17 protein-coding genes are annotated in these 18,327 nt (G+C 54.0%); 15 read left to right on the top strand and 2 right to left on the bottom strand.

Translation table 11 applies throughout. The annotated features are described in order from the left end of the window. Positions 1-356: 356 nt before the first annotated feature. The 9 genes from BM030_RS09015 to BM030_RS08975 all read left to right on the top strand — a co-directional run bounded on the left by BM030_RS09015 (position 357) and on the right by BM030_RS08975 (position 7,701). A complete protein-coding gene (locus BM030_RS09015) occupies positions 357-1,649 on the top strand; it encodes a hypothetical protein (RefSeq protein ID WP_090973253.1) in 1,293 nt (430 codons plus the stop codon). Then, complete coding sequence (locus BM030_RS09010; RefSeq protein WP_090973252.1) at positions 1,631-2,005, top strand: type II secretion system protein; 375 nt, start codon at positions 1,631-1,633, stop codon at positions 2,003-2,005. The genes BM030_RS09015 and BM030_RS09010 overlap by 19 nt, the downstream gene beginning before the upstream one ends. Next, positions 1,986-2,495, top strand: coding sequence for a PulJ/GspJ family protein (locus BM030_RS09005; protein WP_090973251.1), 510 nt, complete (start codon positions 1,986-1,988; stop codon positions 2,493-2,495). The genes BM030_RS09010 and BM030_RS09005 overlap by 20 nt, the downstream gene beginning before the upstream one ends. Further along, positions 2,492-3,637 carry a type II secretion system F family protein gene (locus BM030_RS09000; RefSeq protein WP_090973250.1) on the top strand — a complete coding sequence of 382 codons (1,146 nt, stop codon included), beginning with the start codon at positions 2,492-2,494 and terminating at the stop codon, positions 3,635-3,637. Before BM030_RS09005 ends, BM030_RS09000 begins: the two co-directional genes overlap by 4 nt. Before the next feature lie 56 nt (positions 3,638-3,693). Further along, a complete protein-coding gene (locus tag BM030_RS08995) occupies positions 3,694-4,272 on the top strand; it encodes a hypothetical protein (RefSeq protein WP_090973249.1) in 579 nt (192 codons plus the stop codon). 11 nt (positions 4,273-4,283) lie between these two features. Continuing rightward, positions 4,284-4,742: a hypothetical protein gene (locus tag BM030_RS08990; RefSeq protein ID WP_211657562.1), complete on the top strand. Its 459-nt coding sequence runs from the start codon at positions 4,284-4,286 to the stop codon at positions 4,740-4,742. A 71-nt stretch (positions 4,743-4,813) separates the two neighbouring features. Further along, entirely contained in the window at positions 4,814-6,259 is a 1,446-nt protein-coding gene (locus BM030_RS08985) for an exonuclease domain-containing protein (protein ID WP_090973248.1), read from the top strand. 46 nt (positions 6,260-6,305) lie between these two features. Beyond that, positions 6,306-7,214 (top strand): EamA family transporter, encoded by a 909-nt coding sequence (locus BM030_RS08980; RefSeq protein ID WP_090973247.1) that lies wholly within the window; start codon positions 6,306-6,308, stop codon positions 7,212-7,214. A 13-nt stretch (positions 7,215-7,227) separates the two neighbouring features. Continuing rightward, the gene (locus tag BM030_RS08975) at positions 7,228-7,701 is read left to right on the top strand and encodes a GNAT family N-acetyltransferase (protein WP_090973246.1); all 474 of its coding nucleotides are present in this window, start codon (positions 7,228-7,230) and stop codon (positions 7,699-7,701) included. Positions 7,702-7,796: 95 nt separating this feature from the next. Here the strand turns inward: BM030_RS08975 and BM030_RS08970 are convergent, their stop codons facing one another. Beyond that, positions 7,797-9,023, bottom strand: a complete 1,227-nt coding sequence (locus BM030_RS08970; RefSeq protein WP_244518802.1) for an MFS transporter — start codon at positions 9,021-9,023, stop codon at positions 7,797-7,799. Positions 9,024-9,164: 141 nt separating this feature from the next. On the opposite strand from BM030_RS08970, the gene fsa reads away from it, so the two are divergent. From fsa to BM030_RS19855, 6 genes are all read left to right on the top strand, one after another. Continuing rightward, complete coding sequence (gene fsa / locus BM030_RS08965) at positions 9,165-9,824, top strand: fructose-6-phosphate aldolase (RefSeq protein WP_090973245.1); 660 nt, start codon at positions 9,165-9,167, stop codon at positions 9,822-9,824. A 59-nt stretch (positions 9,825-9,883) separates the two neighbouring features. Beyond that, a complete protein-coding gene (locus BM030_RS08960; protein ID WP_090973244.1) occupies positions 9,884-10,345 on the top strand; it encodes a Fur family transcriptional regulator in 462 nt (153 codons plus the stop codon). 439 nt (positions 10,346-10,784) lie between these two features. Further along, positions 10,785-11,498: a 3'-5' exonuclease gene (locus BM030_RS08955; RefSeq protein WP_090973269.1), complete on the top strand. Its 714-nt coding sequence runs from the start codon at positions 10,785-10,787 to the stop codon at positions 11,496-11,498. Between the two features lie 182 nt (positions 11,499-11,680). After that, on the top strand, positions 11,681-13,810 hold the full coding sequence (gene rnr / locus BM030_RS08945; RefSeq protein ID WP_090973243.1) for a ribonuclease R: 2,130 nt from the start codon (positions 11,681-11,683) through the stop codon (positions 13,808-13,810). 91 nt (positions 13,811-13,901) lie between these two features. Beyond that, entirely contained in the window at positions 13,902-15,068 is a 1,167-nt protein-coding gene (locus tag BM030_RS08940) for an AI-2E family transporter (protein ID WP_090973242.1), read from the top strand. Between the two features lie 44 nt (positions 15,069-15,112). Continuing rightward, positions 15,113-15,277 (top strand): hypothetical protein, encoded by a 165-nt coding sequence (locus BM030_RS19855; protein ID WP_170845678.1) that lies wholly within the window; start codon positions 15,113-15,115, stop codon positions 15,275-15,277. Between the two features lie 5 nt (positions 15,278-15,282). Here the strand turns inward: BM030_RS19855 and BM030_RS08935 are convergent, their stop codons facing one another. After that, entirely contained in the window at positions 15,283-18,324 is a 3,042-nt protein-coding gene (locus BM030_RS08935; RefSeq protein WP_090973241.1) for an efflux RND transporter permease subunit, read from the bottom strand. Positions 18,325-18,327 lie beyond the last annotated feature (3 nt).

The raw sequence follows: 18,327 nt of genomic DNA, 5'->3' as shown, positions 1-18,327 counted from the left end.
GCGCAGGCAGGTTAGGTTAATGTTTGTGGGTGGGATACCGGAAATATCTCACTTAGTTTATGAAAAATCTGTCCAACGATTGGGGGGAATTATAGTCTTAATCCACTGTAATATTAAATAAAGATAGTTAATTTTCAAAAAAAAGATCGCCGAAAACGAGCCGCAGCCTAGTAAGCTCTATGTACCTACCGGATTAACGTCTGTAGAACTAGCTAACCTTGCCGAGGCCGTCCCAGGCAGGCACTGGCATACTCAAGACAACTTTGGTAAATATGTGTCTAAATTGACACTACTTCAACCAGTGAATTGGAGCATGTGGAAAATTTTTTTACATTCACAGCCATTAAACGGTCTACATGCCAAGCCCTCCCATATACCTCCGTGCAGGTGCGCTGCTGCTGGCTCTCCTGGTAGCCACTGTCATCGCGGCCATCACCGCCGCGCTGTTGCTAGTGTTCCAGTACCACCGCCAATATGCCGCAGAGACCATGCGCCACGAGCGGCTGCGGCAGAACCTGGCTTCGGCAACCAACCTGCTGCTGGTGGGTGAAACGGCAAACGGCATAGACACAGCGCGCCTGGGCCTGTTTGACGATCAACGGGATTCGGTGCTGCTTATCAGAGCACCTTGGGGCATCTATGATATTGGTATAGCGCGTGCGTTTGAAGGGCACGACACGCTCAGCCATGTATTTCTCATGGGCAAGGCATTGACTCCCGGCGAACGGTATGCGCTGTACCTGGCGGATGAGCATCGACCGCTGTCGCTGTCAGGCAAAACCCGAATCCAAGGCGACGCGTTTCTGCCGGAGGCGGGTATCCGGAAGGCGTATATTGAAAACCAGGCGTATGCCTATGAAGAGGTAATCCATGGTGGAACCATGCGCCACAGTACCACCAGCCTCCCGCCATTGGACGCAGCTGTGCTGGAAAGGCTTACGCGTTACCTTCTGCCGGAATCGGCAGCCGAATGGCGGGGCGACGCCTTGGATTGGCTTGTGCTGGGTGATACGCTGACCCAACCGTTTTTCGCCCGCCCCCTGCTACTGCACAGCATAGACAGCATGACCGTAACCATGTCTCTGGCCGGCAACATCGTGCTGGTGGCTGATAGCGCCATTACGGTGACGGCGGATGCGGCCCTCGACCAGGTGTTGCTCTTTGCGCCGAGCATCCGGTTTGCCGATAACTTCCGCGGAAGGGTGCAGGCATTTGCGCGCGACTCCATCATTGTGGGCCGTGATTGCGCCTTCGGCTACCCTTCGGCACTGGGGGTTGTCCATATCCCCAAAGATAGCTTGGTATTTGAGTTCCAGCCGCTGCTGCGTATAGACAGCGCCAGCGTAGTGCATGGACTGGTGTTTTCGCACTTCCCGGGCAGCGACCAGTATTTTGCTAAGGTGGCGCTGGCCGAGGGAGCCGTGGTGAAGGGGCAGGTATATGCCGACGGATTGCTGGAACTGCAGGGGGCGGTGCACGGGGTGACGCTGTGCCGCAGGTTTACCTTGCAGACGCCTTCGAGCCTTTATGAGAACTTTGTGCTGGGCGGCGTGATGGACGAAACCCGCCTTTCGCCTTACTATACGGGCAGCGCGCTGCTCAATACAGGAAGACTTAGCAACGTATTGGCATGGTTGAACGACTTGTAGGGAAACGGCTGAAAGCGTCCACGCTGGTGGAGGTGCTTGTGGCGCTGGTAATCATCACGCTGGTGGTGGCCATCTCGGCGACATTCTACGCCACCATGGCGCTGAAAAGGCCAGACAACGCGGTGAACATGCTCCTCGAACTCAGGGCGCTGGCGCAGGAGAGTAAACGCTCGGGGGGGAGTGAGCAGGCACAGTATGAGCTGGGCAACGGCATACAAGTGGATAAGGTGGTGACGCCTTACCATGGCGACACCCTGTTGGCGGTGCTGGAACTTAGGGGCCAAAGGACGGCCACAGGGGAAACTGCGGTATACCGCGAAATCATTATAAAGAGCCATGAAAACAAACAGGATTAAGGTTAACCTGCGGGCGTTCACCATCCTGGAGATGATGGTGGCACTGGTATTGACCGCGCTGGCGGTATCTTTCGTTTATGCGGCCATCCGCTTTGTACAGGGGCAGGGCGATGCGCTGGCGGCGCGGCTGGGCGCCTTCGGCGAGTTTAACCGCCTGCAACGGGCGCTGCAGACCGATGCCCGTGCGGCGGCGGAAATCCGGTACAACGGCGCGGGGATTGACTTTTTGGCGGATGATATGGCGACGCACTACCTGTTGCTTGACTCCCATTGCGTGCGGCTGACGGCCGCAGTAGCCGACACGTTCCGCATACGGGTGGATAGCCTGGCGTGCTGGTTTGCCGGCGAGCGACAGATGGCCATGCAGGGCATGGCCGACGAGACGGCGTTTTTCGTAAACGTGCATGGCCACGCCGTGCCCCTAAGCGTACAGAAACACTATGATGCCGCGACCTTGACGCGGCTTACGGATACCATCACAACAGAATGAGCAACGGCATAGACATACACCGCTTCCGGGCGAAGGCGAAGCCCGCCACGGGCGGGCCTATGGCAGGTCAGCAAACCACATGGCTTACCAAGGATTATACGCTGGTATCGCCATTCGGCGACAAACAGAAGGAGGCGTTTTACCACGAACTGGGCATCCTGCTCCAGGCGGGCATCGACCTCAAGGCGGCGTTCGACATGCTCATCGGCCAGCAGCAGCATAAAAAAAATGCGGCGATGCTCTCCGCCGTGCAGCGGGCCGTTGTGCAGGGGAGCTCGCTTTCTGCGGCCATGCAGCAGCACCGACCCTTTACTCCTTATGAATACCACAGCGTGCAGATTGGCGAGGAAACGGGCAAAATAGCCTCGGTGTTGCAGGACCTGGCCGTGTTCTTCCGCAAGCGGATGAAACAGAAACGGCAGATTACCAGTGCCCTCACCTACCCGTTCATTGTGGTACTCGTTTCATTTGGCGCTGTCTTTTTCATGATGAATTTCATCGTGCCGATGTTTGCCGACATCTTTCAGCGGTCGGGCGGCGACCTGCCGGCCATCACGCAGTTCATCGTGTCGGTATCGGAGTTGTCACGAACCTACGCGCCCTTGGTGCTGCTGGCGCTGGCGGCACTGGCGGCCTGGCTGTATGCTCGGCGCAACCGGGAGGGGCACCGCCGGTGGACGGCCTGGCTGATGCTTCGCCTGCCCGTGTTCGGCCCCATGATACGCAAGGTGTACCTCGCCCGGTTCTGTAACTCCATGGCCCTGCTCACGGGAGCTAAAATCCCGCTCGTGCGGGCCCTGCAACTGTGCCGGCAGATGGTGGGCTTTTACCCGATAGAACGGTCGCTCACCGCGGTGGAAGCGGGTGTGATGCATGGCAGCCCCCTGCACAGCAACCTGGCGGCCTTTTCTATCTACGATGCCAAGCTGGTGGCGCTGGTGAAGGTGGGCGAAGAGGTGAACCAACTGGCCGATTTCTTCGGCAAGGTGGCAGACCAGTACAACGACGAGGTGGAATACCAGTCGGCTACCATCGCAGCGCTGCTGGAACCGCTTATCATCGTCTTCCTCGGCTTGTTCGTTGGGCTGATTCTCATTGCCATGTACCTGCCCATGTTCCAGATGGGCGACATGTTCGGGTAAACGCCGTACTTGGAATGGAATTTGTTAATTCCCTATCTTTGGAAAAAGTTTAACGTATGACGAATACCCCCTTCATCCGAATAGCCCGCATCGCCACGGCGGCATCGCTGCTGTTTGCGGCTTGCGGCAGCGACAAGTCTATCAGCGAGCATGTGGCGCTTGCCGCCATTAAACATTACGCCGCGGCCAATCCGGTGTATGAAACGGCCAACATTGACTACGGCGAGGTGAAATTCAACCAGAAGTCGGATACCGGCCTGCTGGAGGCTTACCGCGCACTGGAAAAGGGCGGCTACGTAACGCTGGAACTGCTCAAAGAACGGAAACGCTTCTTGTCTAAAGACAGCACGTTCGTGTACCTGATTAAGCTGACCGACAAGTCCATCCCTTTCGTGCTGGAAAAAACGGATAAGCGGGCCAGGGTCAAGACCATTGAGTATGCGTTGGATGAAGACGGTGGGGTGCATGTGGAGCAGACGGGGAAAAACCGGGCGAAAGCCACGGTGACCCTGAAAAAGGCGGAAACGGACTTTGCCGATTTTGCGCCCAAGGGATCGGGCAACAATGCGTCGTTCATCAAGAAAACCTACAGCCTGCGCTTCAACGGAGAGACGGGCTGGGAGGTGACCAAATAACTGGCCGCGTGATGAAAGGCTTGAGTACCCTCGTTGCCGTGCAGGCGCTCCTTTCTACGGTTTCCGGCGTGCTGATCTCGCAGATGTCGCTCATCGGGAAGGTGGGCATCAGTGTGGTGTACCGGGAATACGGCATCTTCAAAATCTGGTGGAAAACCGCCCTGCTGCTGTTTGCCGTGCAGCTGGCTGTGGTGGCCGTGCTGTGGCTTGTCAAGCGGTTGTCCGGCCGCCGCATAGCGATGGCGGTTATCTTGCTCGTCCTGCTGTTCGCACTCACGGGGGCTTACTTTACCTACCTTGATTTTACCACCACCTCGCACCGGATGATGAAAACGAACTTCCACGCCGGTGTATACCTGTTCTGGGCAACCTGGGTGTTGGCGTGCGTGTATTTCCTGATCGTGCCCTGCCGTAAACGGGCTGTGGCTGCCGACGACCCTACCGGCGGTCCGCCGCCGATGGTACCGTAACGGCGTTGCTCGATGCCGGCAAATTAAACATATCGATTGCTTGAACTAATAATTTTAGTATATTTGCGGATATGGGACGCACGGCAACCGCTACCGAATATGCTATTGTGGATATTGAAACCACAGGGGGCCATGCGTCAGGCAACGGCGTTACGGAAATCGCCATCCTCATCCATAACGGGCATGAGGTAACCGAACGCTTTGAATCACTTGTTAATCCGCAACAGCCCATCCCGCTGTACATCCAGGCGATGACAGGCATTACTGACGAGATGGTGGCGGGCAGCCCGGTGTTCGATGAGCTGGCTCCCCGCATTTACGCTCTGCTGAACGGCCGGGTCTTCGTGGCCCATCAGGTGAATTTTGATTATTCGTTCCTTAAGTATCACCTGGACGCGGCGGGATACCCGTTTACCGCGCCCAAGCTGTGTACCGTACGGATGAGCAGGCAGATTAAGCCGGGGCTTCGCTCCTACAGCCTGGGCAGGCTCTGCGATGCGTTGGATATTCCCATCAGCAACCGCCACCGCGCGGGGGGCGACGCACAGGCAACGGCGCTGTTGTTTTCCAGGTTATTGACCTGGGATACTCAGGGTGTTGTGGCGGAAATGCTGAAAAAGACATCCAAGCACCAGCAACTTCCGCCGAACTTGCCGAAAGAGCAATTTGAAGCTTTGCCGCACACCGCCGGCGTGTATTACTTCCACGACCGGAGTGGCCGGGTTATTTATGTGGGTAAGGCGCGCGATATCCGGAACCGGGTGATGCAGCACTTCAGCGGGCATAACCCCAATCCCCAACGGCAGCATTTCATGCGCCACATCCACTCGGTCTCCTGCACGCCGTGCGGCACCGAACTGATGGCGCTGCTGCTGGAAGCGGCAGAGATTAAACGTCTTTGGCCGGCCTATAACCGTGCACTGAAACGGTTCGAACCCAAATATGCCCTTTACGCTTACGAAGACCAGGAGGGATACATGCGCTTAGCTATCGGCAAACATGGCAAGCATTACAAACATATTGCGTTGTTCGGTAACCAGTTGGATGCCGTGAACTTACTGCATAGATTAATAAGGGAGTTTAACCTGCACGCCAAGCGCTGCGTGTTCGGGTTGGCGGCAGCGGGCTTCCGGCAACAGCCAACGGATCCGGCGGCTGAGGACGGCTGCGACCGGCACACGGCCCCGGCCGCTTATAATCAGCAGGTGCGGAAGGCCATAGATGGCCTGACGCAGCACCTTCCGACGTTTGCTATCTTCGATAAGGGACGTAGTGAAGGTGAATATAGCTGCGTTTGGATCGAAAGCGGCCAGTTTTACGGCATGGGTTATCTGAGCCAGCAGGCGGACATCGAATGCCCTGAAACGATAAAAGAACACATCGTCCGTTACAGCGGCAGCCACTACATGACGCAGCTTGCTCTTGATTATGCAAAAAGATATCCGGAGAAGACCTGGACTCCGGGCAAGCCGGTAACTGCACCGACAAAATTAGGGGAAACTGTATCCATCGCATAACCACTTTTTGTTGCAACTTTGCTTTCACTATACGTATGCATCTGCTATGGATAAAAAGACGGTAAATGCTTATCTGGCCCTATCTGTCGTTTGCGTGGTGTGGGGCACCACCTATTTCGCCATGCGCATCGGCGTGGCGACATTTCCTGCGTTCCTCTTTTCGGGCATCAGACAAGTTACGGCGGGCGCATTGATGATGGCGGTGCTGCTTTTAGTGGGACAGAAAATCGCTATCAGCCGCCGCGATATTACCCGACAGTTCGTCGCCGGTACCTTGATGATAGCCCTGGGCAACGGGGTGGTCGGATGGGCCGAACGGTATATTCCCAGTGGGTTGGCGGCACTCATCGTGTCGGTAATGCCCATCTATGTGGTGATTATCGGCTATGTATGGGGCAATGAACGGAAAGCGGTCAACGGCTATGTGCTCACCGGACTGCTGCTCGGTGCGGCGGGTGTGGCGCTCATCTTCAGGGATAACCTCGCTGATCTGGCCAACACCGATTACCTGTACGGCATATTGGCTGCTTTCTTCGCGTGTTTCTGCTGGGCGGCAGGCACGGTATATACCAAGCACCGGCCTTCTTCGGCTAAAACGTTGGTGAACGTGGCGTTCCAATTGTCCAGCGGGGGTGTGGTGCTGCTGCTGGCCAGCTTGTTCTTCGACGATTATTCGCGCCTGGACGCCATCGCCCCGGATAGCCTCTGGGCGCTGCTTTATCTTATTCTCTTCGGGTCGCTGGCTTCTTACGGTTGTTTCTTATATGCATTGAAGCACCTCCCTTCCGGCTTGGCATCGGTATATGCCTACGTCAATCCGTTTATCGCCCTGCTGCTGGGCTATTTTTTCCTGGACGAACGGCTGACCTGGATAACGGGCTTGGCACTCATGGTTACGTTAAGCGGTGTATTTTTTATCAATAAAGGTTATCAGGTAAAGCGAACCGTCTCCTAACCACCACTGGAATATGATAACTATTACGACTTACAATAGATTATACAGGTCTGATTTTGAACGATTAAACAAGGATTGGTTAATCAAATATTTCAGCATCGAACCGATTGATGAGGAGGTGCTGACCCGGCCGGAAGAAACCATATTGAAGGGCGGCGGCCAGATATTGTTTGCTTTGTCGGAGGGGGCTGTTGTGGGTACGGTGGCCCTGAAACGTATGGACGACGGCACGTTGGAGTTGACAAAAATGGCAGTCGACCAGCAACACCAAGGGCGGGGCATCGGCAAACTGCTGTGCGGGGAGGCCATCGAAACCGCCCGGAGCATGGACGCCGGGAGGCTGGTGCTTTTTTCTCACCGCCTGCTGGCTGCGGCATTGTCGGTTTACCGCACGTTCGGTTTCCGGGAAATTCCGGTAACGCCGGGCATCTATGGCCGTGCGGACATCATGATGGAACTGGATTTACGCCCGTTGCCGCAAACGTGACTTACCGCCCGGCTTTGTATGCTGTGCCTGCATGCGGGCACACAGGGTATGCCAGCCCTGCCCTATGGGGAACGGCGGCTCCGGTTTGCAAAGGATTAAACGGGCACATATTTCCGGTTGATGTGCAGGTAGATATACAAAATAAAACTGAGCGTAATGGTGGCTCCGGCAATCCCCTGGAACAGCAGGGTGTAATGGATACCCCAAGCGTTGGCGAGCGCCCCTACCAGCAGGCTTCCGAGCGGGAAGATACCCTGGAATGCCATGATATAATAGCTGATGGCCCGTGCACGGTACGCCGGCATGGCGTGCGTCTGGATATACGTATTTATGCTTGAATTCTGTACCATCATGCCCATAGCCGCCAGCAATGTGCTCAATAGCGCCAGTGGCAGCCAGGATGCAAACGAGAGCACCAGTATGCCGGAGGCAAATAAAGCCGAGGCTTTCATTACCCGGAAGCGTAGGTTGATACCTATCCGCGTCCGCGCCATATAAATGGCACCGATCATCGCCCCCAAACCCGCCGAGCTCTCAAACAAGCTGAACGTGGCGGCATCGCCATGGAACATTTCGCGGGCAATAACCGGCAGCAGGGTGGTATAGGGAATAATGCATAGGCTGGAGGCCGTGAGCAGCAGGATAAGTGATAGTAGATGCGGCGAATGCCTGAGGTAACTGAACCCTTCCTTAAACCCTCGCCATGTGCTCTCCTGCTTGGCGGCAATGGGCTTCGGCACCAGCCGCATGCACAGCAGGGAACCGATAACGGCAATGAAACTTATAAAATTGACCGCAAAGCAAACGGCTTCGCCGTACATACTGAGCAATATGCCGCCTATGGCCGGCCCGAGCATCCGCGCAGCATTGAAGGCGGATGAATTGAGCGCAATGGCATTGGGAAGGTCTGCTTTGTCATCCACCAGTTCTACCATCAGGGATTGCCGCGCCGTTACGTCAAACGTATTGATCACGCCCTGGATGAAGCTGAGTGCCGCAATCCACCACACGCTGTAGTAGCCCGAAAAGACCAGCAATGCCAGTGCACCGGCCTGGAGCATCAGACCGAATTGGGTGATGACCACGATGCGGTATTTCTGATGCCTATCAACAAAACTTCCGATAAAAGGCGAGAGGATGAGCGATGGAATCAAGGCAAGGAATGATACCAACCCGAGCATCAACGCCGACTCCGTGAGCCGGTATACCAGCCAGCTTACGGCAACACGCTGCATCCAGGTACCCATCAGCGAGACCGCTTGCCCTGTAAAATGCAGCCGGAAATTACGATGTTTCAGCGCCCGGAAGATATCCACCCCCATGTACAAACAAAAGTCATACCACCCCCCTTGCGATTAAAAAATCAAAACGGTTTTGGGATTTCGGTTTTTACCGCTTTTTCGTTAATTTTACAAACTAAAATTTAATGTTTTTCATATATAATCCTATATCCATTTTCAGACATGAAATTTTTCATTGATACCGCCAATCTGCAGCAGATAAAAGAAGCCCAGGATCTGGGCGTACTGGACGGGGTTACCACCAACCCGAGCCTTATGGCAAAAGAAGGAATCACCGGGGAAGAAAACATCATCAGCCATTATAAGGCCATCTGCGACATTGTGGACGGCGACGTAAGCGCCGAAGTGATTTCAACGGATTTCGACAACATCGTAAAGGAGGGCGAAGCGCTGGCTAAACTTGATGACAAGATCGTGGTAAAAGTTCCGATGATCAAAGAGGGCGTAAAAGCCATCAAGTATTTCAGCAGCAAGGGCATAAAGACCAATTGCACATTGGTATTTTCTTCCGGACAGGCGCTGCTTGCGGCCAAAGCAGGCGCCACGTATGTGTCTCCTTTCATCGGAAGGTTGGATGACGTCTCTACCGATGGTCTCGGCCTCATTGAAGACATCCGGCTTATCTATGACAACTACGGCTTTGAAACCCAAATCCTGGCTGCTTCCATCCGCCACGTAACGCACATCATTGAATGCGCTAAAATCGGTGCCGATGTAATGACAGGGCCGCTGTCTGCTATATTGGGATTACTCAAACACCCGCTCACCGATAACGGCCTTGCCCAGTTTTTGGCAGACCACGCCAAGGCGGCGGGAAAATAAAATAGTTTCACCATCAGCCCACAACGTAATGCGGTGGGCTGATACTCCTTTATCACATCATGCTGTCAGCAACGGAAAATACTCAAGGTGCGGCTGACGACAAGTTTGTCCGCCTGCTCCGCCGAAATAAACTGAAGGTAACGCAGCCGCGGCTCCGTGTACTGCATATCATTTCGGATAAAGACACGGCTATATCCCAGCCCGATCTTGAAAAACTGCTGGGCAATTCGGTTGACCGCGTTACGTTATACCGTGTATTGGCCACCTTTGAAGAGAAAGGCATCCTGCATAAAATATTCGATCTTCATGGAACGGCTACCTACGCCCTGTGTTCAACTGCCTGCGATGAACACCACCACCATGACGAACATGTGCATTTCATCTGCTCGTCCTGCAACAGTGTCTACTGTCTCGATGATTTTAAGATTCCCTCAATCAACCTGCCCGAAGGGTACCAGCTCCATTCCGTCGGCGTCAATGCCGTAGGGCTTTGCGCACATTGCCGCGCGCTTACCAAGTAACGGCTATCAACCCGCCAAGCAACGCAGGCGGGCCGGATACAGCCTCCTCCGTATGCACCTAACGCTGCTAAACGAAAAGCCATTTGTTTGCTAAAATGTATATTTTTAACCGTTATAACACTTCAAATCAATAAACTAACCAAATCATTTAAACTAAGGCTGCAATATTTCATTTTTTAGCAACCGCCGCCCGAAGGGCACGTTTTCGTTAGAAAGCCCCACCAATGGGCCATGGCACCTTTAGCGCTAAAATCGCCAATTATTAAACAGCTAAACGTTAGCTTATTAAAAATAACAGACTAATTATCAGATATTATTTAATAAAGGATATAAACCATTTAATCACATTGATGTTTTAGCACAACCGGTGCGGGGAACTTAGCGTTACAGATTGCGGCTGTTATGCAAAAAATTTTCTACCTTGTACGGCAAAACAATTATGCTCGAACTCATCGACCTCCAACAGGTAATGGTATTGGATATCGAAACGGTATCTCAACAGGCCAGCTACGGCGAGTTGCCGGGGTTGTTCCAGGAACTATGGGCGCACAAGGTGCGGAAGACATTGCAGGAAGGCGAAACCGCGGCAGATGTATATCCCACGGCGGGACTCCATGCGGAATTTGGTAAAATCGTTTGCCTTTCCGTGGGTGTATTCCATCAGCGGCAGGGCCGCATGGGATTCCGGTTAAAGTCATTCGCGCAAACCGACGAGCGTGAGTTGTTGGCTGATTTTGCCCAGCTGTTGCAGAAGCAGCCCCCTACCCTCACGCTCTGCGGACATAATGGCAAATGTTTTGACTTTCCGTATATCTGCAAGCGGATGCTGATCAATGGACTTCCCATACCGCTGCAACTGGACATAACGGGCAAAAAGCCGTGGGAGGTTAACTTGATAGACACCATGGAGCTGTGGCGGTTCGGCGACTTCCGTAATAACGTTTCGCTTAACCTGATGGCTGCCGTGCTGGGTATACCTACCCCGAAAGACGATATCAGCGGGGAAGACGTACACCGGGTGTATTATGAAGAACATAACCTGGATAGGATACGGGTTTACTGCGAAAAAGATGTGATTACCACGGCACAGATCTTGAGGAGATTGCGCAATGAACCGTTGATTGATCCGGCAGACGTCAGTTTCGCGGAGTAGTGGGTGGTCGGTGATCGGTGGTGGGTGATCGGTGGTGGGTGGTGGGTGGTGGGTGGTCGGTGATCGGTGGTCGGTGGTCGGTGGTCGGTGATCGGTGGTCGGTGATCGGGGATATATTAACGACTATAAATGAAAAATAAACGGGGACGGCATGTCTCTTATCTAAAATCTAAAATACAACCATGGCAAGCAAAAAAGCGGATGCATTCAAACATATACTTACCCAGCTTATTGCGGACGTTATCGAAAAATCCGGAAACAAGCCGTTGAACTACAAACAGGTGGCTGCCAAGCTTAACCTGACGGACCCGGAATCGCGCACTGCAATCCTGGACATCCTGAAAGAGGAAGTTCAGGCTGGCCGCTTCAAGGAGGTGGAAAAAGGCAAATATGTCCTGAAAGAACTGAAGGCATTTGTCGTTGGTCGGGTGGATATGACAGCCGATGGCTCGGCGTTCATCGTACCGGAAGACGAGTTCGAAGACGACATCTACATCGCTCCGCGTAAACTGCGCCAGGCGCTGCATGGCGACCGCGTGAAGGTGCATGCCTATGAGAAACGCCGGGGCAAGCGCAAAGAGGGGGAAGTGGTGGAAATCCTTGAACGTGCGCGCACTGAGTTTACCGGCACCGTCTCCATCTCCCCCAGGTTTGCCTTCTTCATTGCTGATGATCGGAAAATGCTGCACGATATCTTCGTGCCTTTGGCGGACCTGAACGGGGCGCAGGATGGCGAGAAGGTGGTGGTTACCATCACCGAATGGCCGCAGGATAGCAAAAATCCGGTGGGCCGCGTGAAACATGTGCTGGGCAAAAAAGGTGAAAATAATACGGAGATGAACGCCATTCTGGCGGATTTTGGTTTCCCGCTGGAATTTCCGAAAGCCGTGGAACGCGAGGCGGTGGAATTCCCTGCCGAAATCACGCCGGAAGAGATCGCTAAACGGCGGGATTTCCGTGCCGTTACCACGTTTACCATCGACCCGGCGGACGCAAAGGATTTTGATGATGCGCTCTCGTTCCGAAAACTGGACAACGGTAATTACGAGATTGGAGTGCACATCGCCGATGTTACCCACTATGTGCGCCCGGATACTGCACTTGATAAGGAAGCGTTCGAGCGGGGCACCTCGGTGTACCTGGTGGACCGCGTGATACCCATGCTGCCCGAGCGCCTGTCCAACGACCTGTGCTCCCTGGTGCCACGGCAAGACAGGCTCGTTTTTTCGGCAGTGTTCGAAATCGACGCCAAGGCCAATATCATCCAGGAATGGTTCGGAAGGGGCATCATCCATTCCGACCGGCGCTTCAGCTATGAGGAAGCGCAGGAAATCCTTGACGCGAAGACGGGCGAATTCAGCGAAGAGCTGCTCACCCTCAACCAACTGGCCTATATCTTGCGTGAACGGAAGTTCAAGCATGGCGCCATCTCCTTTGAAACCACGGAGGTCAAATTCCACCTCGATGAAAACGGCAAACCCTTGGGCGTATACGTCAAAGAGCGTAAGGATGCCCATAAACTCATCGAAGACTTCATGCTGCTGGCCAACAAGCGCGTGGCTGAATTCATTGGCAAGCAGGGCAAGGGCAACAACAAAAAGACCTTCGTATACCGGGTGCACGATGCGCCCAACCAAGAGACCATTGCCGGCTTCGCCCAGTTTGCCGCCCGCTTCGGGTATAAGCTCAACACGAAGTCCGACCGTGAAACGGCCCGCTCGCTCAATGCACTCATGGAACGCATTGAAGGTACCAAAGAACAGAACGTGCTGACCACGCTGGCTATCCGTTCCATGGCGAAAGCCATCTATACCACCAAGAAAACCAGCCATTACGGGTTGGCATTCGACTACTATACCCATTTCACCTCCCCCATCCGGCGCTACCCGGATGTGATGGTGCACCGTTTGCTTGATCATTACCTCTCCGGCGGCAAACCGGCCAATGCTGAGGCTTATGAGCAGTACTGCGTGCATTGCTCGCAGATGGAGAAAAAGGCTGCTGATGCAGAGCGGGCGTCTATCAAATACAAACAAGCCGAATTCCTGGAGGACCAGGTGGGCGAAACGTACGTGGGCATCATATCGGGGGTGACGGAATGGGGCATGTACGTCGAAATCGAGGAAAACAAGTGCGAAGGAATGGTGAGGCTGCGCGACATTACGGATGACTTCTACGCGCTGGATGAAAAGAACTACGCGATTATCGGACAACGGAAGAAAAAGCGCTACCAGTTGGGAGACGAGGTAACCATCCGCGTGAAAAAAGTGGATCTGGCCAAGCGGCAGATCGATTTTACGCTGGTGTCCTGACGGCCTGCGGGTTTGGGCGCAAATGGAATATTATTTTCCTTATCTTTGAAAGAAAGCAACATCAGGTTTACAGGTTTTATCAAGTTTCGCTATGCAAGAATCTCCCCCCAAACGGCCCTATGCCCTGGAGTTGGCAGCCACCCTCATCTCCATGGCGCTAATCATCGCGTTGATGTACGTACTGCAAAGTGTACTGCTTCCGCTGATGTTTTCTATCCTTATCGCCATTTCGCTTTATCCCGTGGCCATCGTCCTGGAAAGGCTGCGCCTTGGTAAAGCGTTATCGGCCTTACTTTCGGTCTTACTTGCCATTGCGATACTATCCGGGCTGATCTGGTTCATCGTCCACCAGGTCATCGTCATCGGGAGGGACGGCACGGAAATCCAGGCTAAATTCCTCTCCATTTTTGACACCATACAGCGGTGGCTTCACGATCAATTCGGACTGGAACCGACTGAAGTTGCGGAGCGCTTGCGCGGGCAGGCCAATCAGATTCTATCCAATGCAGCGTCATATATCACAACGGCGTTCGGCTCGTTGGGCAACATCCTGGCGGGAGCCATCCTGGTTCCGTTGTTTTCCTTTTTTTTATTGTATTATCGCGTGTTTTTCCGGGAGTTTTTCTTCCGTGCCTTCCGCTCCACCCCGCAGGAAACGGTGCATAAAACCCTGAATAAAATATACAGTGTGGTGCAAAGTTACCTATTGGGGCTGGTTACGGTGATGGGCATCGTGGCGGTGCTCAACACCGCAGGCTTGCTCATCATGGGCATCCAATATGCCTGGTTTTTCGGCACGCTGGCTTCCCTGCTGATGCTGCTCCCCTACATCGGCATCGCCATCGGCTCCATCCTTCCGGCACTCTTTGCGCTGGCTACCAAAGACAGTGCTTGGTATGCCCTGGGGGTCATCATCTGGTTCCAGGTCGTGCAATTTCTGGAAGGCAATGTCATTACGCCCAACATCGTGGGCAGCAAGGTGAGCATCAATCCGCTGATGGCCATCATATCCATCCTCCTGGGTGGAATGCTCTTCGGTCTTGCCGGATTGATTTTGGCATTGCCGCTTACCGCCACCATCAAGGTTATCTTCGATGCGATTCCGTCCATGAATGCCTTTGGGTTCCTGATCGGCGAACCGGAGAAATACCACCTCAAACGGTACTCCACGAAAATCCTGCTCAAGCGCTGGAACCTGCGGGATCTGCTGGAGGCCCGGGAGAAAAAGAAACGAGGGAAAACGCCTGAAAAACAATAGCCGCCATCTGCTGTTATAGCAATAACAGACAAAAGGAGGCAATCATGGAAAAGAAGCGTGTAACAGGCACACAAGATAAAAGCCGTAAGGGCGAGATGGGCGGAGCAACCGCAGATAAGGCCTTTACCGATGTAAAGAAGCAAAAAAGGGTTCAGGGCCTGCCCAATGCCGGGGGTGTGCGCACCGGGCAGACCCGGAAGGATAAATAGTGCCGCTAAATCCTTGGCGGCATCAGCTTATAAACCACGGGGGTAACAACCCGCGACAATAACGTGGAGCTTATGAGTCCGCCTATCATGACAACCGCTAACGGCGATATCAGCGGATTGCTCGACCAAGCGATGGGCAGTAGTCCGCCGATGGCCGTAAGCGACGTTAAAATGATAGGCAGGAAACGCATTTCCCCTGCTTTTTCAATGGCTTCATTCAAGGGCACACCTTCGCGCCGCAACTGATTGGTAAAATCTACCAGCAGGATGGTATTCTTCACTTCGATGCCCGCCAGCGCCACCAGCCCCACCGTGGCCACGAAGGATAACGTGTTGCCCGTGACCAGCAATGCGAGTACCGCGCCTACAATACCCAGCGGAATAACGGAAAGTACAATCAGCGTGCTCTTCAGTGTTTTGAACTCCAGCACCAGCACGGCGATGAATAAAAACACGGTTATTAGAATAACGGTACCGAAACCGCCGAAGGACTGTTCCGTGCTTTCTACCTCCCCGCCCATCTCGTAGCGGTAACCTGCCGGCAAGGGCATATCATCCATCTGCCGGATTACATCGTTTATCACAGCACTGTTCGTATAACCCGCATCCACGAAGCAGTTGACGGATACGGTTCGCTCTTTATTGATGTGGTATATCGCTGACGGCGAAGGCACAAGCTTCAACACGGCCAATTGACTGAATGGGATGCCCTGCCCGGCTGCATTGTCTACATAAACCTGCTCGAATACCGAAAGATCCGGATAAGCCGCGCGGGGCACACTTACCCGGACAAGGTAATCGTCGTCATCCGTAGCCGGATCGGTGTAAGTGGTTGCATCAACCCCAGCCAGTACCAGCCGCACCGTGCGGTCGATATTGGCGGTCGGCACCCCCAGGGCCAAGGCTTTCTCGCGGTCTATTTCTACCTGGATATCGGTTTTATCGTTGCGCACGGGATTGTTCACATACAGTGCCCCGCGCGTGTGCTCCATCATGGCTTCTACCCGCGCCGCCAGCTGTTTCAGCGTATCCAGGTTCTCACCGAAGAGGCGCACTTCCACCGGAGAGATCACCGGCACACCCTGTTCGAAATTCTTCACTTCTACCTTAGCACCCAGGTAGGGTGTCCACCGCTGGCGGAGCTGTTCGATGAGTGCCTCCTTTTCCTTGGGCGACGTATCGGGCTGCAGTTGCACAAACAGCTCGGCAAAATCGGCCCGCTCATTGGCCTGCTCTACGTTGTAATACACCCGCGGATTGCCTTTGCCCACGTTGGATGCCACATACTGCACCTGCGGCAGCTCGGCAAGCTCCCGTTCTATGCGGCGGGCAATGCTGTCTGTAGTGTAAATATGGGCTTGCAACGGGGCGTTGATGCGGACGAGAAACTGCGGCTTTTCTGAAGCGGGGAATAAACTGAACCCGATAACGGGGATGAGTGCCAGTGCGCCCAGAAAAATAACCAGTGCGATTGCCACTGTTTGCCGCGGCCGCCGCAGTGCCTTGTCTAACAATACTGCGTAAGTGCTATGGATGGTCCGTTGCAACCAACGCAGCACGGCATTACCGTCCGGATGTTCATGTGGCTTCAGGAGCCTGCTGGACAAGAACGGTACTACCAGCAGCGCTACCAGCATGGACGCCATAACCGATCCGATAACGGCCATGGGCAAACTCCGGATGAAGTCGCCTGCCACTTCGGGCATGAACATTAGGGGCATAAAGGCAATGGCCAATGTGACCGTACAACCAACCACGGCCAGGGCGATTTGGTGCGTGCCCCGGATGGCCGCTTCCACGCGGGAGAAACCGTTACGCATCCAGCGCTCGATATTTTCGACGACCACGATACTGTCATCCACAACAAGGCCCAACGCCACCACGAACCCGACAATACTCAGCTGATTCAACGAATAGCCGAACATGTTGAGGGTGATGATGCCCATGGCCAGCGACAGGGGCACGGCAATCATCACGACCAGTGAGGCGCGTATACCCAACGGTAACAACGTGATAAGCACCAGCGTTACGGCAATCAAAAAATCGACCCCCAAACCGCTGAGGCGCTTGTTAACGTTCTCTCCCTGATCAAAATGCAGGATGAGTGCAATATTCTCCGGAAGCTGCTGCTCAAACCGGTCAAGTACCTGGAGGTAAGCCTCTTGGGTACGGCTGATATTTTCTCCCGCCTTCTGCGCGGCGTTGACAAACACCGCACGATAGCCGTTCAGCCGGGTGATATGCGTCTCCGGTGCGAAATCGGTATACACGTCAGCAATATCCCGCAGGTGTATGTTTTTCCCCCCCGTGCTCGAAACAATGGTGTTTCTGATATCTTCTACACTTTGGTAATTGCCGCTGGTTTTGATGCTGAACACCTTATCCCCCGCATGCACGCTGCCGCCGGGAATATTGGCCCCCTCACTCTGTATGGCTTGGACGACCCGGTTGAGCGGAATCCCCAATTGCGCCAATCGCGCCGGTTCTACATCGACCCTGACCAGCTGATCGGAAAGGCCGCTTACCTTTACCTCTTTCAGCGCCCTCACCTTCTCCAATTCTTCTTTCAACTTATCGGCAACGTCTTTCATCACTTTGCGGGAAGCGTTTTCCGATACCAACGCCACCTGCAGGACGTTTACCCCCGTCGGATCAATCTGCTGCACGTCTATGCTGTAAATATCTTCGGGCAGATTGGGGCGCATAGCACTTACTTCGCGGATAAGTTCCTGATATTTATTATCGTAGTTCGTGCCGTGTTCATACTCCACAAATAGCACGGCAAGCCCATTTACGATGGTCGTGCGTATGCGTTTCATGTTATCCAGGTCATACAACCGGCTTTCCAGGGGCTTCACCACCAATTGCTCCATGTCTTTAGGGGTAGTGCCGGGATAGACAACCACCACCGGAAAATTAGGTGGCTGCATTTCGGGGTCTTCCGCCCGGGGCATGGTCAGGATGCTGCTCACCCCCACGGCGACAATCATGAGCACAACGATGAGGGTAAACTGATAGTTTCTAATGGGGTACCTGATGAGATCCATGGC

Origin of the sequence: Parapedobacter composti (assembly GCF_900112315.1) — a bacterium.
Lineage (GTDB): Bacteria > Bacteroidota > Bacteroidia > Sphingobacteriales > Sphingobacteriaceae > Parapedobacter > Parapedobacter composti.
The sequence above is the reverse complement of the archived record's forward strand: the minus strand, read 5'-3'. Positions and strand labels throughout refer to the sequence as shown.

Bases quoted from the DNA above. Each gene is read 5' to 3' on its own strand.
- BM030_RS09015 (WP_090973253.1), top strand. From the start codon at position 357: ATGCCAAGCCCTCCCATATACCTCCGTGCAGGTGCGCTGCTGCTGGCT.
- BM030_RS09010 (WP_090973252.1), top strand. From the start codon at position 1,631: ATGGTTGAACGACTTGTAGGGAAACGGCTGAAAGCGTCCACGCTGGTG.
- BM030_RS09005 (WP_090973251.1), top strand. From the start codon at position 1,986: ATGAAAACAAACAGGATTAAGGTTAACCTGCGGGCGTTCACCATCCTG.
- BM030_RS09000 (WP_090973250.1), top strand. From the start codon at position 2,492: ATGAGCAACGGCATAGACATACACCGCTTCCGGGCGAAGGCGAAGCCC.
- BM030_RS08995 (WP_090973249.1), top strand. From the start codon at position 3,694: ATGACGAATACCCCCTTCATCCGAATAGCCCGCATCGCCACGGCGGCA.
- BM030_RS08990 (WP_211657562.1), top strand. From the start codon at position 4,284: ATGAAAGGCTTGAGTACCCTCGTTGCCGTGCAGGCGCTCCTTTCTACG.
- BM030_RS08985 (WP_090973248.1), top strand. From the start codon at position 4,814: ATGGGACGCACGGCAACCGCTACCGAATATGCTATTGTGGATATTGAA.
- BM030_RS08980 (WP_090973247.1), top strand. From the start codon at position 6,306: ATGGATAAAAAGACGGTAAATGCTTATCTGGCCCTATCTGTCGTTTGC.
- BM030_RS08975 (WP_090973246.1), top strand. From the start codon at position 7,228: ATGATAACTATTACGACTTACAATAGATTATACAGGTCTGATTTTGAA.
- BM030_RS08970 (WP_244518802.1), bottom strand. From the start codon at position 9,023: ATGGGGGTGGATATCTTCCGGGCGCTGAAACATCGTAATTTCCGGCTG.
- fsa (WP_090973245.1), top strand. From the start codon at position 9,165: ATGAAATTTTTCATTGATACCGCCAATCTGCAGCAGATAAAAGAAGCC.
- BM030_RS08960 (WP_090973244.1), top strand. From the start codon at position 9,884: ATGCTGTCAGCAACGGAAAATACTCAAGGTGCGGCTGACGACAAGTTT.
- BM030_RS08955 (WP_090973269.1), top strand. From the start codon at position 10,785: ATGCTCGAACTCATCGACCTCCAACAGGTAATGGTATTGGATATCGAA.
- rnr (WP_090973243.1), top strand. From the start codon at position 11,681: ATGGCAAGCAAAAAAGCGGATGCATTCAAACATATACTTACCCAGCTT.
- BM030_RS08940 (WP_090973242.1), top strand. From the start codon at position 13,902: ATGCAAGAATCTCCCCCCAAACGGCCCTATGCCCTGGAGTTGGCAGCC.
- BM030_RS19855 (WP_170845678.1), top strand. From the start codon at position 15,113: ATGGAAAAGAAGCGTGTAACAGGCACACAAGATAAAAGCCGTAAGGGC.
- BM030_RS08935 (WP_090973241.1), bottom strand. From the start codon at position 18,324: ATGGATCTCATCAGGTACCCCATTAGAAACTATCAGTTTACCCTCATC.